The sequence below is a fragment of the Janthinobacterium aquaticum genome, from assembly GCF_009208565.1.
Classification (GTDB): domain Bacteria; phylum Pseudomonadota; class Gammaproteobacteria; order Burkholderiales; family Burkholderiaceae_D; genus Janthinobacterium.
This window is the reverse complement of record NZ_WFLK01000011.1, coordinates 80671-94832: the sequence shown is the minus strand read 5'-3', so window position 1 is coordinate 94832 and position 14162 is coordinate 80671. Positions and strand designations below refer to the sequence as shown.

At 66.4% G+C, this 14162-nt stretch carries 12 protein-coding genes; 4 read left to right on the top strand and 8 right to left on the bottom strand.

Annotation, left to right across the window (positions count from 1 at the left end; genetic code table 11):
- Positions 1-21 precede the first annotated feature (21 nt).
- The 6 genes from GCM43_RS17375 to GCM43_RS17350 are packed head-to-tail and all read right to left on the bottom strand — an operon-like array spanning position 22 to position 4738.
- A complete protein-coding gene (locus tag GCM43_RS17375; protein ID WP_193315657.1) occupies positions 22-663 on the bottom strand; it encodes a tetratricopeptide repeat protein in 642 nt (213 codons plus the stop codon).
- A complete protein-coding gene (locus tag GCM43_RS17370) occupies positions 660-1970 on the bottom strand; it encodes a glycosyltransferase family protein (RefSeq protein WP_226929536.1) in 1311 nt (436 codons plus the stop codon). Before GCM43_RS17370 ends, GCM43_RS17375 begins: the two co-directional genes overlap by 4 nt.
- Positions 1964-2839: a hydrolase 1, exosortase A system-associated gene (locus GCM43_RS17365; RefSeq protein WP_152246548.1), complete on the bottom strand. Its 876-nt coding sequence runs from the start codon at positions 2837-2839 to the stop codon at positions 1964-1966. Before GCM43_RS17365 ends, GCM43_RS17370 begins: the two co-directional genes overlap by 7 nt.
- Positions 2836-3744 carry a hydrolase 2, exosortase A system-associated gene (locus tag GCM43_RS17360; protein WP_152246547.1) on the bottom strand — a complete coding sequence of 303 codons (909 nt, stop codon included), beginning with the start codon at positions 3742-3744 and terminating at the stop codon, positions 2836-2838. Before GCM43_RS17360 ends, GCM43_RS17365 begins: the two co-directional genes overlap by 4 nt.
- Positions 3741-4010 carry an acyl carrier protein gene (locus GCM43_RS17355; RefSeq protein ID WP_152246546.1) on the bottom strand — a complete coding sequence of 90 codons (270 nt, stop codon included), beginning with the start codon at positions 4008-4010 and terminating at the stop codon, positions 3741-3743. The genes GCM43_RS17360 and GCM43_RS17355 overlap by 4 nt, the downstream gene beginning before the upstream one ends.
- Positions 3965-4738, bottom strand: a complete 774-nt coding sequence (locus GCM43_RS17350) for a hypothetical protein (protein ID WP_152246544.1) — start codon at positions 4736-4738, stop codon at positions 3965-3967. The genes GCM43_RS17355 and GCM43_RS17350 overlap by 46 nt, the downstream gene beginning before the upstream one ends.
- Before the next feature lie 154 nt (positions 4739-4892).
- On the opposite strand from GCM43_RS17350, the gene GCM43_RS17345 reads away from it, so the two are divergent.
- From GCM43_RS17345 to GCM43_RS17335, 3 genes are read left to right on the top strand one after another with little or no spacing between them, the layout of a single operon-like run.
- Positions 4893-6563: an acyl-CoA ligase (AMP-forming), exosortase A system-associated gene (locus GCM43_RS17345; protein WP_152246542.1), complete on the top strand. Its 1671-nt coding sequence runs from the start codon at positions 4893-4895 to the stop codon at positions 6561-6563.
- Positions 6560-7837 carry a pyridoxal-dependent decarboxylase, exosortase A system-associated gene (locus GCM43_RS17340; RefSeq protein ID WP_413770960.1) on the top strand — a complete coding sequence of 426 codons (1278 nt, stop codon included), beginning with the start codon at positions 6560-6562 and terminating at the stop codon, positions 7835-7837. The genes GCM43_RS17345 and GCM43_RS17340 overlap by 4 nt, the downstream gene beginning before the upstream one ends.
- Complete coding sequence (locus GCM43_RS17335) at positions 7834-9810, top strand: asparagine synthetase B family protein (RefSeq protein WP_226929535.1); 1977 nt, start codon at positions 7834-7836, stop codon at positions 9808-9810. Before GCM43_RS17340 ends, GCM43_RS17335 begins: the two co-directional genes overlap by 4 nt.
- On the opposite strand, the gene GCM43_RS17330 is transcribed toward GCM43_RS17335, so the two are convergent.
- The gene (locus GCM43_RS17330; RefSeq protein ID WP_152246540.1) at positions 9746-10681 is read right to left on the bottom strand and encodes a polysaccharide deacetylase family protein; all 936 of its coding nucleotides are present in this window, start codon (positions 10679-10681) and stop codon (positions 9746-9748) included. The two genes, GCM43_RS17335 and GCM43_RS17330, sit on opposite strands and share 65 nt — an antisense overlap.
- On the bottom strand, positions 10678-11976 hold the full coding sequence (locus GCM43_RS17325; RefSeq protein WP_152246538.1) for a putative O-glycosylation ligase, exosortase A system-associated: 1299 nt from the start codon (positions 11974-11976) through the stop codon (positions 10678-10680). Before GCM43_RS17325 ends, GCM43_RS17330 begins: the two co-directional genes overlap by 4 nt.
- A 98-nt stretch (positions 11977-12074) precedes the next feature.
- On the opposite strand from GCM43_RS17325, the gene GCM43_RS17320 reads away from it, so the two are divergent.
- Positions 12075-14159, top strand: a complete 2085-nt coding sequence (locus GCM43_RS17320; RefSeq protein ID WP_226929534.1) for a glycosyltransferase — start codon at positions 12075-12077, stop codon at positions 14157-14159.
- Positions 14160-14162 lie beyond the last annotated feature (3 nt).

The following is a 14162-nucleotide window of genomic DNA, read 5'->3' as shown; positions in this document are numbered from 1 at the left end:
TAGCCCGTAGTGACGCTGTAGCTACTCTGCAGCGTCGGGCGATGTTGCCGGCTCACGCCAGTGGCCGGCTTTTTTCAGCTGGTTTCTGAGGCCCGGCAGCGGAAAGCCCAGCGCATAGGCTTTTTCAGCATATTGCATGGCTTGCGGGTAGTCTTTTTGCCTGGCATACAGCAGGCCCAGGTTGTACTGGATGGTGGCGTGTTCGGGGGCCAGTTCGGCTGCAGCGCGCAATTGCGCCAGCGCGGCGGCGTCCTGCTTGCCGGCCAGTAAATAGTTGCCAAAGACCATGCGGGCCGTCGCGTCGTGCGGCGCATAAGCGATGGCGCGTTCAAAATAGCAGCTCACCGTATAGCGCGCGCCGATCGGTTGCACGGTCTTGTCGCGCAGGGCCAGCCTGGCCATCGATGACAGCGCCCGGTGGTGGTTGGGGAAGTGCTCGAGCGTGTAGCTGATATCGCCGCCCAGGCTGCCTGTCATGCCCTTGACCAAGTTCTCCACGCCCTTGTTGAAATGATACTGCTCGACCACCGGCAGGCCAGCGCGGTCGTCGCTGCTGGTGTAGTCGCCGCCCGGATCGTGTTTGAGATACGGCGGGCAGGCGGCCAGCGTGGCCGTGGAAAACACGAGGGAGACAAGCAGGAAAGTTCTCGAAGTAAGCATCATGTTTCCCCGGTTGATGGCCGCACCTGGCCGCACGTGACCGTATCGAGCAGTTGCGCCAGCGCGATGCTGCGTTGCTGGCGCGACTGCAGCGCAATGGTTACCCTGTCGGCCAGCGGCGCGTGGCAGGCGCGCGCCAGCGCCAGAAAATGCAGCAGCGCGCGTGCGCAGTCGTCGCTGTCGGCCAGTTGGCCGATGGTGTCGACGCCGCAGCTGCGAAGCCTGGCTGCGGTGTCGCCGGCCGCGTCAAGCAGCGCCAGAATAGGGCGCCGGCAGCGCAGGTATTCGTAGAGCTTGGCCGGTATCTGCGCATTGCAGTTGGCTGCCTGCAGCAACAGCAGACCATCGGCCGCCTGCATTTCCAGCAGCGCCGCCGCGTGCGGCTGCAAAGGCGCCAGCGTGACCAGGTCGGTAATGCCGTATTGCCACAGCAGTGCGTCCAGCCAGCCGTCGTGGCCGGTGGCGCGCAGGCGCAGCTGGAAATTGTGCCGATCTATAGCGCCCTGTTCGCGTAAGCGAGCCAGGGCGGCAAAAAATGGCCGCGGATCGCGCTCGGAAGGGTAAATCACGCCGCTATGGAGCAACAGAAAACGGCTGCGCGCGCGCTTTTCGCCCGTATCGGCGCCAAAGTCGGCCTCGTCATGGCCATTTTCAATCAGGCAAATGCGGGCCGGATCGAGCCGCGCCAGCCGCGCGCGATGGGCCTGCACGGCGCCAGGCGTAGTGCAGACCAGCGCCGCGCAGCGGGCGGCGATGCCTTGCTCGATCCAGCCATGGAGGCGATGGCGGTGCGCATCGGGCGGGTAGGGCTGGGCCGGGTCGCTGTCGTCGAGCATGGGGTCGCGCTGGTCGGCGATCCAGGGCAGGCCCGACAGGCGTTGCAGCGCCAGCGCGATCAGGTGGGCGCTGGCGATCGGATAGGTCGACCAGATTGCGGCGGGCCGGTAGCGGCGTATCAGGCCGAGGCCGGCCGGTACGGCAGAAAACCACCACGAACTCCAGCGGTCGGGCAGCGCCAGGCAGGCCGGATATCGGCCGCGAACGGCCAGATGGCGGGCCGTATCGAGCGTGATGCTGCGCCGTACCATCACGGCGGATTCGTGCGTCTCCTGCGTTGTTTGCGTTGCGCTGGCGCCATGGCCCGGGCCCCTGGCCGACAGCACCAGCGGCTGCCAGCCTGACTGCGGCAGGTAGCGCGCAAAGCTCTCTGTGCGCAGCACGCCGCTGCCGCCTTGCAGAGGCGGGTAATGAAAGGCGATCATCAGCACGCGGCGTGGAGCGATGCCTGGCGTCGGCCCGGCGCTTACCATGTTGCCAGCCAGTCGCCGCATAGCCGCTCCACCTGCGCGCGCCAGCTTGCGCTGGCAAAAGTATGGTTGGCGCCCGGCACGCTGGCGCGCTGCCATTGTGGATGGGCGCACAGGCGGCGCCATGGCCGGCTGCCGGCCAGCAGCGCATCCCATTCGCGCGCGCCCAGGTCGGCGCCGGCCAGTATCAGCAGCACCGGTCCGCGGAACTGGCGCAGCGCCGCGTACATCGCAGCTGGCGCCGCTTCGTCGCTGCGCTGCCCGAGCGCATTGGCCGTCTGGCGCAGCGAGGCCAGGCTGGCCTGCAGCCGCACGCAGCCGCCAGCAAGCTTGCGCCAAAATGCAACCTCCAGCAGGCGCGGCAGATAATAGTGGCGCAAAGTGGCGCGCGCCAGGCCGTTATTGCTGCGCACCCAGGGGTTGAGCAAGATCAGGCCGGCAATGCGATCGTCGCGCGGCGCGTGGCAGGCGGCGGCTGTGGCGCCGTCGCACAGGCCCCACAGCACCACCTCGCGCAGGGTCGGCACGCTCTTGAAAAACTGTGCCAGCGCGCTGTCGATATCATCGCCGATGGCGCGATAGTCGCGCATGGCCCCCTCGCTGTCGCCCATGCCGCGGTAGTCAAAACGCAGCACCGGTACGCCGCGCGCCGCCAAGGTGCGCGCCAGCAGCACGAACTGGCGGTGGCTGCCGGCACGGTATTGCGGCCCGCCGGTAACGATCAGCACGCCGCGTGGGCCAGGCACAGCCGGCAAGCTCAGCACGCCGACCAGGCGTTCGGCGCCCTGCGGCGGTGGGCAGGCAAAACACAGCGCGCGTTCCGTGACCACAGGCGCGGCGAGGTGGCTGGGAAAGTCTGCGCTGGCGTTCATGGACAGCCTTCGTCGTCAAGCTTGGTGGCCAGCCAGTCGGCGCACAGCTTGCGCGTGGCCTCAAACAGGTGCGGACAAGCCAGCAGTTCGCCGCTTTGCCAGAAGGCGCCGTCGTCAAAGCCGGCCAAGTGTACCGTGGCGCCGGCGTCGCGCCAGCTTGCCGCCTGCCTGACGATTACCGGCGGCAAGCTGCCACCGTTTTCTTGTTGCAGCCAGTAGACCGGCACGCGCGGGGCCGCCGGCGCGATCATCTCAAGATCGTGCGCCAGCGCGGCGGACAGGCAGTAGCCAGCTACCTCGACCGCTCGTCCTGCCGCCAGCTCCTGGCGCGCATCAGCGCGCGCGTCGGCAGATTGCAGCATGCCGGCTGCCAGGTGCAGGCGCAGGAAGCGCGCGAGGCAGCGCCGGCCGTCCAGTTCAGGCTGCCATAGCAGCAGCCGGTTTATTTGCGATGACGTTGGCAACTGCGCCGCCAGATCCAGCGCCAGCAGGGCGCCCAGGCGCAAGCCCCACAACGTTAGCGGCCCGCCCACGCGCGCCGCCAGCCAGGCGCAGGCCAGTTGCACATCGTTGCGCCAGATGGCCCAGCGCGCTTCGGCAAAGTCGCCGCTGCTGTCGCCGCAGCCATACAGGTCAAACTGCAGCACGCTGTAGCCCGCCTGCGCAAACGCGCGCGCCTGGGCCGCTGCGATATGGCGGCTCTTGTTCATTTCCTCGGCCAGCGGATGCAGGTAGACAATACCGCCGCGCGGCGCCTCGCCTGGCGCAGGCAGGTGCAGCAGGCAAAAGCGCTGACCGTCGCCGGTGGGCAGGTAAAACGGCAGCAGGCCAGGCGCTTTCCCGGCCCCCACTCCCGCTTCGGCCCCGGCCTCGACTTCAACCGTGGCGCGGCTGGTGCCGTTCATGGCGCCAGCACCTGCTCCACGAAGGCCTGCAGCGCGCCGAGCGTGGTGAAATGGCGCGCATGAATGTCATCATCGTCGATGGTAATGCCGAAGTGTTCTTCCAGCGCGGTGATCACGGCAATCACGGCCATGGAATCGAGTTCCGGCAAGCTGCCCAGCAAGGGCGTGTTGGCCTCGAGCGCGCGCTGGCCCAGACCCAGCGTGCGCGCCAGGATGGTCTTTACGGCTTGGGCGACGGCTGTGTGGTCGGTTTCAACAGGCGGCATGTAAGCTCCAGGGAAGGAAAGTAGGGCAATTGACTGGTATCGAAATGCAGTTCCGGCACGCTGCCGGCATGGCGCGACAGATGCAGATACGGCGGCAGGCTGGCCAGCATCCATTGCCAGTTGCCCCAGCGCAGGAAGGTGGCCGTACCCAGGCTGACCGTGCCCAGTCGCGCATGGGCAGCCAGCGAGCCGGCGTTAAAGCGCGAAATACGGCTGCACGACCAGCGCACGCCTTGCGCATGCAACAAGGTATTGGCTGACTCCCACAGGCGCGCAAACACCAGTCCAGTGCGCTGTTCGGGATCGACCCAGACATCGATATCCCATGATGATTGTTTTGATGCCAGCACATAGCGCACCCTGACTTCGTCTTCCAGGCAGCCGTCGCGCAGCAGCCACAGCCAGCCGGCAAGCGGCCTGCCTGCGCCCTTGTGCGCGGCCAGGCACATTGCGCCCTGTGCCTGCCGCTGTGCGAGTACCGCTGGCGGTCGCGGCGGACGCCCCGCCAGTGCATGCGGCGTGGTGCACGGCGCAACAGTGATGGCCTGGCCATGGCCGTGGCACAAGGAACCGGGCGTCACCGCTTGCGCCACGAAACGGTAGCTCTGCAGGCAAGCTGTGCCTGCTGGCAGTGCCTGCAACAGGCGCGCCACGGCCAGCCAGGCGCTGGCGCGCCAGCCGAGGCGGGAGATGCTGCTGCGCAGGCGGGCAAGGAAGGTTGGCATCATGGCGTCACAATCAAGGCAGTGCGTCCATTAGAGCGCAGCGCCGGCGTGCGGCTTTGCGGCGTATCAAATAAAGCATTCGCATGCGCTTGTTTGATCCATCTCAATATCACCAGCGGCAAATATCCCAATCATGCAGGATGACCAGGGAGACGCCATGCCGATACTGATACACGATCTGATTTTCGAGTCTGCTTCCCGCGCGCCGCTGGCGCCGGCCTTGTCGTATCAGGGGGCCACGCTCAGCTATCGCGCACTGGCACGGGCCGTGCGCGATTTTGCCGGCGCCTTGCTGACGTTGGGGCTGCAACGGGGCCAACGGGTCGCCGTCTACCTGGAAAAGCGCGAGGAAAACGTCATCGCCATGTTTGGCGCTGCCGCTGCCGGCGGCGCTTTTGTGCCGGTCAACCCGCTGCTCAAGCCCGAACAGGTGGCGTATATCCTGGCCGACTGCGCCGTGTCCGTGCTGGTAACGTCGCGCGAGCGCCTGGCGCAGCTGGCGGTGGCGCTGGCCGGCTGCCCGCAACTGCACACGGTGATCGTTGCCGGTGAACGCCTGCAGGAGATCCGGCCCGATGGCGCCGACGTGCTGAGCTGGCCTTCGGTGATGGCGCTCGGCGCCGATCAGCCGGCATTTGCGCAGGTGCTGGTCGATACCGACATGGCGGCCATCCTGTATACATCGGGCAGTACCGGAAGGCCCAAGGGCGTGGTGCTGTCGCATCGCAACTTGCTGGCCGGTGCGCTCAGCGTAGCCGGCTATCTGCACAATACGCCGCAGGACCGCATCCTGTGCGTGCTGCCGCTCAGTTTTGATTACGGCCTGAGCCAGCTGACCACCGCTTTTGCCAGCGGCGCCTGTGCGGTGCTGATGAATTACCTGCTGCTGCGCGACATGATCGAAACGGTCGTGCAGGAAGCCATTACGGGCCTGGCGTGCGTGCCGCCGTTGTGGATACAGCTGTCGCAGCTGCACTGGCCGGCAGCCACCACGCTGCGCTACATCACCAATTCCGGCGGTGTGATGCAGCCGGGCACGCTCAAACGCCTGCAAACAGCCTTGCCGTGCACGCAGATATTTTTGATGTACGGACTGACGGAAGCGTTTCGCTCGACCTATCTGCCGCCGCAGGACCTGGCAGCGCGCCCCGATTCGATCGGCAAGGCGATTCCGAATGCGGAAATCCTGGTGCTGCGGCCAGACGGCAGCGAGTGTGGCGCCGATGAGCCGGGCGAGCTCGTGCATCGTGGCGCGCTCGTCGCCCAGGGTTACTGGAACGATGCGGTGCGCACGGCCGAACGTTTCAGACCCTTGCCGCCACGCCAGGATGGGCTGGTGCTGCCGGAACTGGCGGTCTGGTCGGGCGACATCGTGCGCCGCGATGCGCAAGGCTATCTTTATTATATTGGCCGCAACGACGAAATGATCAAGACCTCCGGCTACCGGGTCAGCCCGGCCGAGGTGGAAGAAGTAGCTTACGCCAGTGCGCTGGTCGGCGAAGCGGTGGCGCTGGGCGTGCCGCATGCGGTGCTGGGCCAGGCCATCGCGTTGCTGGTGACGGCCGCGCCTGGCGTGGAGCTGTCGCGCGAGGCGCTGCTGGCGGCATGCCGTGAGCGGTTGCCCAATTACATGGTGCCGCTGTGGATCATACTGCGCGGCGATCTGCTGCCGCGCAATCCGAACGGCAAGATCGACCGGGCGCTGCTGGCGCAGGAACTGGCGCAAGCGTATGGCCGCACTGAACTGCGCGGAGAACTGCGCGCCGAATTGCGTGGTGACGATCATGGCCAGGCGAGTGCCGTCGGCGTGGCGGGAGAGCCGGCATGAACGCGCCCGACGCCAGCGTGCATGCCGCTCCTGCGCCAACCAAGCCTGCTTCTGCGCCTGTCCATGCTGCGCTGGCCGACTGCGCCTGCGATGGCGCGATGCTGCTGTTTGGCGGCATGCGCCTGGACCGGCTGGCGGCGCGCGTAGGCGGCACGCCGTTCTACGCCTATGACCGCGCGCGGATCGCTGCGCGGGTGGCGCAGTTGCGCGCGGCGCTGCCCGCTGGCGTACAGGTCCACTATGCCATCAAGGCCAACCCCATGCCGGCCGTGGTGCAGTGCCTGGCCGGACTGGCCGATGGACTCGATGTCGCTTCGGCCGGCGAGATGGCCGTTGCGCTCGATACCGGCATGGCGCCCCAGCAGATCAGTTTTGCCGGCCCGGGCAAGCGCGCCGCTGAGCTGGCGCAGGCAGTGGCCGCCGGCGTGCTGGTCAGTGTAGAGTCCGGCAACCAACTCGAACAGCTGGCGCAAGCTTGCGAACGCCAGGGCCTGCCGGCACGGGTGGCGCTGCGCATCAATCCCGATTTCGCGCTGCGCCGGGCTGGCATGCGCATGGGCGGCGGCGCCCAGCCGTTCGGCGTGGACGCGCAGCAGGCGCCGGCGCTGCTGGCGCGCATCGGGCAATTGGGGCTGGCGTTCGAGGGCCTGCATCTGTTTGCCGGTTCGCAAAACCTGTCGGCCAGCGCCCTGGCCGAAACGCAGGAAAGCTGCATGACGCTGGCCTTGCGCCTGGCCGAGGTGGCGCCGGCGCCCCTGCGCTCGCTCAATATCGGCGGCGGCCTGGGCGTACCGTATTTTCCAGGCGAGCAGCCGCTGGCGCTGGCGCCTTTGGCCGACAGCCTGCAACGCCAGCTGGGCCGCCTGGCGCTGGCTGCGCCCGGCGCGCGGCTGCAGCTCGAACTGGGCCGCTATCTGGTGGCCGAGGCCGGTATTTATGTCTGCCGCGTGCTCGAGCGCAAGCTGTCGCATGGACAGGTATTCCTGATTACTGACGGCGGCCTGCACCATCACCTGGCGGCGTCCGGCAATTTCGGCCAGCGCGTGCGCAAGAATTATCCGGTGATAATCGGCAACCGCATGCATGGCGAACGCGAAATCGCCTCCGTGGTCGGTCCGCTGTGCACGCCGCTGGACCTGCTGGCCGACCAGATGATGCTGGCGCGGGCGCAGGCAGGCGACCTGGTGGTGGTGCTGCAGTCGGGCGCCTACGGCCTGAGCGCCAGTCCGACCGCGTTTCTCGGCCATCCACTGCCTGCCGAGGTGCTGCTGTGAGCGGCCTGTGCGGCTGGTGGGGCAGCGATCACGACCAGGCTGCGCTGTCGGCCATGGTCGCGCTGCTGTCGCGCTTTGACCGGGCTCCAGTGCAACTGCTGTTGGCCGATGGCTGCGCGGTGGCGGTAGCGCAGGCGGGCGGCGTGCACCATATTTACCGGCACGACGGCTTGCTGGTGGCGTTATGGGGCCATCCCCGTATCGAGGGCTGCACGGAACAGGAGGACGACCAGGGCGTGGCGCAGCGTCTGGCCCTGCTGTGGCGCGCGCGCGGGCCACAGGCCTGCCAGGCATTGTCCGGGTCGTTTGCGCTGGCCATTCTCGACAGTACGGCCGGCGAAGCGCTGCTGGCCGTTGACCGGGCCGGCAGCCTGCCGCTGCACCATGTACGACAGGGGCCGGCGCTGTATTTTGCCTCCTCGCCTGAAGCCTTGCTGGCCCAGAGCGAGGTCCACGCCGTAATCGAGCCGCAGGCCCTGTACAGCTACCTGTTTTTCCATATGGTGCCGGCGCCTGCCAGCATCTACCGTGGCTGGCAGCGCCTGCTACCGGGGCAATATTTGCATTGCCGCGATGGCAACGTCTGCATCGGCAGCTACTGGGCCTTGCGCTTCCAGGAGCATCAGAGCGACTCGTTTGCCAGCCGGCAGCAGAGCTTCTTGCGCCTGCTGCGCCAGGCGGTCGAGCGCAGCCTGGGTAATGATCCCGCGCCCTGCGGCGTATTTCTCAGCGGCGGCACCGACAGCACCACCATTGCCGCCATGGTGCGCCAGGCAAGCGGCCAGCCGGCGCGCAGCTACTCGATCGGTTTCGATGCGCCCGGCTACGACGAGATGGCTTATGCGCGCCTGGCAGCACGCCATGTCGGCAGTGTTCACCATGAATACTATGTGACGCCCGGCGATGTGCTGGCGGCGATACCGGCCATGGCGGCCGCTTTTGACCAGCCGTTCGGCAACGCTTCGGCCGTGGCGGCCTATTATTGCGCGCGCATGGCAAGCGAAGACGGCGTGACGCGCATGCTCGGCGGCGATGGCGGCGATGAACTGTTTGGCGGCAACACGCGCTATGCGCACCAGGCCTTGCTGTCGCTGTACGAGCGTGTGCCGGCGCTGCTGCGCCAGGGTTGCATCGAGCCATTGCTGTTTCAGCAGCGCTTTTGCCGCGGTTTTGCCGGACCCTGGCGACTGTTCGCCAAGGCGCGCCGTTATATCGAACTGGCTACCACGCCTTTGCCAAGGCGGCTGGAAAGCCATAACCTGCTGCTGCACCATGGGCCGCGCACGGTGCTCGATCCGGCTTTTCTGGCCAGTATCGATCCGGACGGGGCGCTGGCCAGCCTGTCCGGCGCCTGGTGGCAGCGGCCGGAAAGGCAGCCAGGGCAACTGAGCCAGATCAATGCGCTGCTGGCGCTCGACATGCGCTTTACACTGGCCGACAACGACTTGCCCAAGGTGCGCCAGGCGTGCGAGCTGGCCGGCGTGGAGGCGGCCTTTCCCATGCTTGACGATGAGCTCATGGCGTTTGCCGCCTGCCTGTCGCCGCGCGACAAATTGCATGGCCGCCAGTTGCGGCCGTTTTTCAAGCGCGCGCTGCTTGGCGTCTTGCCGCCGGCGATCGTGCGCAAGCAAAAGCATGGCTTTGGCCTGCCGTTCGGGCTGTGGCTGACGCAGCATGCTCCCTTGCGTGCGTTTGCCTTTGACAGCCTGAGTGCGTTGCGCCGGCGCGGCATCGTGCGCGCGGACTTTATCGAGATGCTGCAGGGGCCACTGCTGCGCGAGCATCCGGCCTACCACGGCACCATGGTGTGGATCTTGATGATGCTCGAACAATGGCTGCAGGCGCATCCTGCACCGATGGCAGGCACCGTGCGCACGGTAGATGTCAGCGGCACCATCGACGGCAACATCAGCGGCGCCGGTTCTGCCACAGCTGCCACAGAAAGCCAGGTGCGCCTGGGCGCCACGGCGTAAAGCGCGGCAGGCGGTACGGGTCGTCGCCCGGCCTGGCCGCACCAGGATCGGTAGCCAGCGCTGCCTTGAATCCCAGCGTGCGCACCAGCGCCGCGTCGCGCGCGCCATAATCCTGGCCAAATTTGCCATTTGGATAAGCAAACAGGTCGACCGGTGCCTGCAGCAACTGCTCCAGCGCGCTGCGGCCCTGGACGATTTCCTGCGCTGCCGCATCGTCGGACAGGTTCGCCAGAATCGGATGGCGGGCCGTATGCGCACCGATAGCCATGCCCGCGTGCTGCAACTGGCGCAATTGCGCCGTGCTCAGCATCAAGGCGCTGTGATCCGGCCTGACCGGTATCAATCTGGCGATGGCATCGGCCAGGTGCTGGCGCTGCCCGAATGGCAGGTACTTGAGTTGGCTCAGCAGCTTGCCGATGGCGGCGCGGCGCTGTGCCAGGCTGGCAATTGGCAGCCTGCCCAAGTCCAAGTTCAGCTCAGGATTGAGGCGCCGCAGATCGATCGCGTCACCGCTGGCCTGGCGTACGCAGTCGATCAACCGGTCGTTCCACATTTGCCCGCCATCGAGGTAGTCCGAGGCAATAAAAAAGGTTGCATGCAGGCCATATTGTTGCAATAGCGGCAAAGCCAGCTGCGCATTGTCGGCATAGCCGTCGTCAAAACTGATGCAGGCTGCGCGTGGCGGCAGGCTGCCGTCCTGCAAGCCTTGCACGGCATGTGATAATGGTAATACCGTATAAAAGCGCTTGAGCAGGCGCAGGTGTTGCGCAAAGCGCCGCGCGTCGACTTCGCCGGGAAACAGCGGGTCGGGCCGCGCCAGCACACGGTGGTAGATCAGGATGGACAAGCTGGAGGCGACGGCGGGCTTCATTGCAGGTGCCGTGCCGATGGCGGTTGCCTGATGCGCGCCGCCGGGGTTTGTGGTTGAGTTTTCCGCACATGTTGCTCGACCAGGATACGGGTAGCGATCAGCGCCGCCATCAGGTAGTAGGGCATATCGAAATACAGCAGGCTTAAAAAGGCGCCACCAACGGCAAAGCCGACCATGCTGGCCTGGCTCATGGTGGCCAATTCCAGCGCCCAGCGCAGCTCGGCCCGCCCGCGCGCCAGGCGGATAATCGCGCTGGCGGTGCGCCAGGTGGCCAGGCCCAGCGCCAGATAGATGGCCAGGCCGACAAAGCCGTGCTCACCCAGGGCCTGGAAATAAATGCTGTGCGCGGCGTGCACGGCCAGCGGGTTGGGCGCGTACTGGGCAAAGATGGCTCCATCGGACACTTCGAAGCCGCCGCCGATAAAACGGTTGCAGGCCAGGTTATAGGCCATGCGCCAGGCATTGAGACGGCCCTGGGCCGAGCTGTCGTCCTGGTAGCTGTGGATGGTATCCATGCGCTCGCCCCAGCGTTCCGGCATAAAAGCCAGCAGCAGCGGTGCCAGCAGACACAGCAGAGACCCCAGCACGACCTTGCGACCGCTTTTGATCCACATGAAAAGCCCCATGGCGGCGATCGCCAGCAGGGCGCCGCGCGAGTAGGAGCCCAGCGCGGCCAGGGCGCTCAACACCATCGCGCAGGTCAGGCCGTGGCGCAGCCAGCGCTTGTCGCTACCCTGCTGCAAGTAATACATCAGCGGAATGGTGATGATCAGGGCCAGCGCCAGCGCATTGTTGTCGCCGATAAACGTGGCAGTCGGGCCCCAGACGCGCTCGGTGCCGCCGCTGCGGATGGTAAACACGCCGCCCTTGACGCCGTAATAGCCGATCGAGGCGACCAGCACCCATACCAGGCGCACAATATCGCGCTGGCTGCGGATCAGCATCATGACCACAAAGCTCATCAGCATGATCTTCATGACTTTTTGCCACTGTATCCAGGACGGCCCCGGCAGCAGCGCAAACGGGGTGGTGATATTCATCCACAGCACGAACAGCAGCAGCAACAGGCTGACCGGCGTAAGCGGCAGATTCCTGGGGCCGCGCGACATCAGCATGCTCAACATCGTGGCCAGCGCAATGATGTAGGCGAACGGCAGTTGCGTGGCAAAGCCCCAGCCTTGCGTATGCGGGTTCATTACGCTGACCCAGACCCACATCAGCGCGCCGATGGCAGGCTCCTTCAGGATAAAGGGCAGCGAGCCGAAAATGATCAGGGTAATCAGTATGTCACGCATGGCCGCTTCGGTTGATTCCGCTCAAAATCCTGGTGGCTCGTCCCGCTAGACTGGACGCTGGCCCTATCGTTCGATGATAAAACACAGGAGAGGCGCGCTTGTTGACCGTTCTCATGGCAAGCTGCAATGGCGCCAGCACCTTGCCGGCGGTACTGCTCGCTTATACGCACTTGCAGGTTCCCCATGGCGGCTGGCGCCTGATTATTGCCGACAACGCCAGCACTGACGCCACCGCGCAGGTGATCGCGGCTTTCCGCGGGCGCTTGCCATTGCAGCATCTGCTGCTGGCGCAGCCAGGCAAGAACGCCGCGCTGAACCGGGCGCTGGCGCTGGCCTTGCAAACCGGCGGCGACGGCGCCGAGTTGTTTGTGTTCAGCGACGACGACGCCGTGCCGCGCCCGGACTGGCTGCTGCGGCTGGAGGCGTGCGCGCGCAGCCAGCCCGGCCATGCAGTGTTTGGCGGTGCCATCGTGCCGGCCTGGCGGCAGGCCCCTGAACCCTGGCTGCTGGCGCTGGCGCCGCACGGACTCACCTGGGGCGCGACCGATATAAGCTTGCCCGACGGGCCGGTCTACCCGGGGCTGGTCTGGGGCGCCAATATGGCCGTGCGGCGGCGCATCTTTGCGCAAGGCTGGCGCTTTGACGACAGCGTGGGGCCGCGCGGCGCCAGTTACGCCATGGGCAGCGAAGTGAGCTTCAATCTGCAGCTGGCGCAGGCCGGCCACCGGGCATTGTTTTGCCGCGCAGCCCAGGTGGCGCACATCATACGGCCGGCGCAGGTCCAGCCAGCCTGGGTTCTGCGCCGGGCCTGGTTGTTCGGACGCGGACAGTGCCGCCAGCAGCTCGTCGGCGGCGCACCGGAATGGCTGGGCGTGCCGCGCTGGATGCTGGCGCGCCTGCTGCGCGACGCTATCGGCGCCATGGCGGCATGGCTGCGGCGCGATCGCCAGCAGTTTTTTTTGCGGCGCTGGCAATTGGCTTATCTGCGCGGCTATCTGCATGAAGCCTGGCGCGGCCAGCGCAAGCGGCAAACGCGCGTGCTGATCAGCAGTTATTCGGGCGAGCTCGGTGGCATGGAGTTGCGCATGGCGCAGGAAGCGCAGCTGCTCGATGCCGCCGGCTACCGCAGCACGCTGGCGCTGCGGCGCTTTCCCGGGTTTGAACACTGGCGCGAGCGGCTGCGAACCGAAGGCCTGGCCGTACAGATCTACGAGCCGCCACTGTTTATCGAGCACTGGGCCTGGCGCCGCTGCAATTTGCTGCGCGCCAGGCTGACAGGGGCCTGGCGCTTGCGCCGTTTGCGGCCCGATCTGCTGCATGTGGCGTTCTGCTGGACCACCTATGGCGCCTCGCTGGTCTGGCTGGCGCAGCGCTGCCGCATACCAGTGGTAATCAGCGTACACAACGCCTTTCCCGCTGCGCCGTTCAGCCGCTGGCAGCAGCCTTTGCTGGCGCAGGCGTTTCGCGCCGTGAAAGGCGTCTATGCCGTCTCGCCCTCGGCGCTGCAGCATTTCCTGGCACTGTACCAGCCGCTGTTGGCGCCCGGCACGCGGCTGGCGGTCATTGCCAACGGCGTCGATACGGCGCGCTTTATCGTCTCGGCCGACCGCCGCATGCAGGCGCGCGTGAAGCTGGGCCTGCCGCAGGACGCGCTGGTACTTGGCGCGGTGGCGCGCTTGGCCGTGCAAAAACGTCCGCTGGCCTTGCTGGCCTTGTTCCTGCGCCTGCAGCCGCAGTTTCCCAATCTCTATCTGGTGCTGGCCGGCGCCGGGCCGCTGGAAGCGATGTTGCACGAACAGGTGCAAGCGGCCGGCATGGCACAGCGCGTGATCTTTGCCGGCTTCCAGGCACAGGTCGAATTGCTGATGCCGGCGTTTGACCTGCATCTGCTGCTCAGTCGCAACGAAGGCTTTGGCATTGCCACCATCGAGGCGATGGCCTGCGGCGTGCCGGCGCTGGGCACCGATGTGCCGGGCACGGCCGATATCCTGGGCGCCAGCCAGGGCGGCCTGCTGCTGCCGGTGGACGATGAAGGGGCCGCCTGCGACACCGTGGCGGCGCTGCTGCGCGACGCACCCCGGCGCGCCCGCATGGCGCTGGCGGCGCGCGCGGAGGCAGAACAGCGTTATTCCATGACGCGTCTGGCCAGCCAGCTGCGCCAGTTCTATGCCTCACTGATGTAACTA

Excerpts from the sequence above, each read along its gene's own strand:
- GCM43_RS17340 (WP_413770960.1), top strand. The coding sequence starts at position 6,560 with ATGAACGCGCCCGACGCCAGCGTGCATGCCGCTCCTGCGCCAACCAAG.
- GCM43_RS17325 (WP_152246538.1), bottom strand. The coding sequence starts at position 11,976 with ATGCGTGACATACTGATTACCCTGATCATTTTCGGCTCGCTGCCCTTT.
- GCM43_RS17375 (WP_193315657.1), bottom strand. The coding sequence starts at position 663 with ATGATGCTTACTTCGAGAACTTTCCTGCTTGTCTCCCTCGTGTTTTCC.
- GCM43_RS17330 (WP_152246540.1), bottom strand. The coding sequence starts at position 10,681 with ATGAAGCCCGCCGTCGCCTCCAGCTTGTCCATCCTGATCTACCACCGT.
- GCM43_RS17350 (WP_152246544.1), bottom strand. The coding sequence starts at position 4,738 with ATGATGCCAACCTTCCTTGCCCGCCTGCGCAGCAGCATCTCCCGCCTC.
- GCM43_RS17370 (WP_226929536.1), bottom strand. The coding sequence starts at position 1,970 with ATGGTAAGCGCCGGGCCGACGCCAGGCATCGCTCCACGCCGCGTGCTG.
- GCM43_RS17360 (WP_152246547.1), bottom strand. The coding sequence starts at position 3,744 with ATGAACGGCACCAGCCGCGCCACGGTTGAAGTCGAGGCCGGGGCCGAA.
- GCM43_RS17355 (WP_152246546.1), bottom strand. The coding sequence starts at position 4,010 with ATGCCGCCTGTTGAAACCGACCACACAGCCGTCGCCCAAGCCGTAAAG.
- GCM43_RS17345 (WP_152246542.1), top strand. The coding sequence starts at position 4,893 with ATGCCGATACTGATACACGATCTGATTTTCGAGTCTGCTTCCCGCGCG.
- GCM43_RS17365 (WP_152246548.1), bottom strand. The coding sequence starts at position 2,839 with ATGAACGCCAGCGCAGACTTTCCCAGCCACCTCGCCGCGCCTGTGGTC.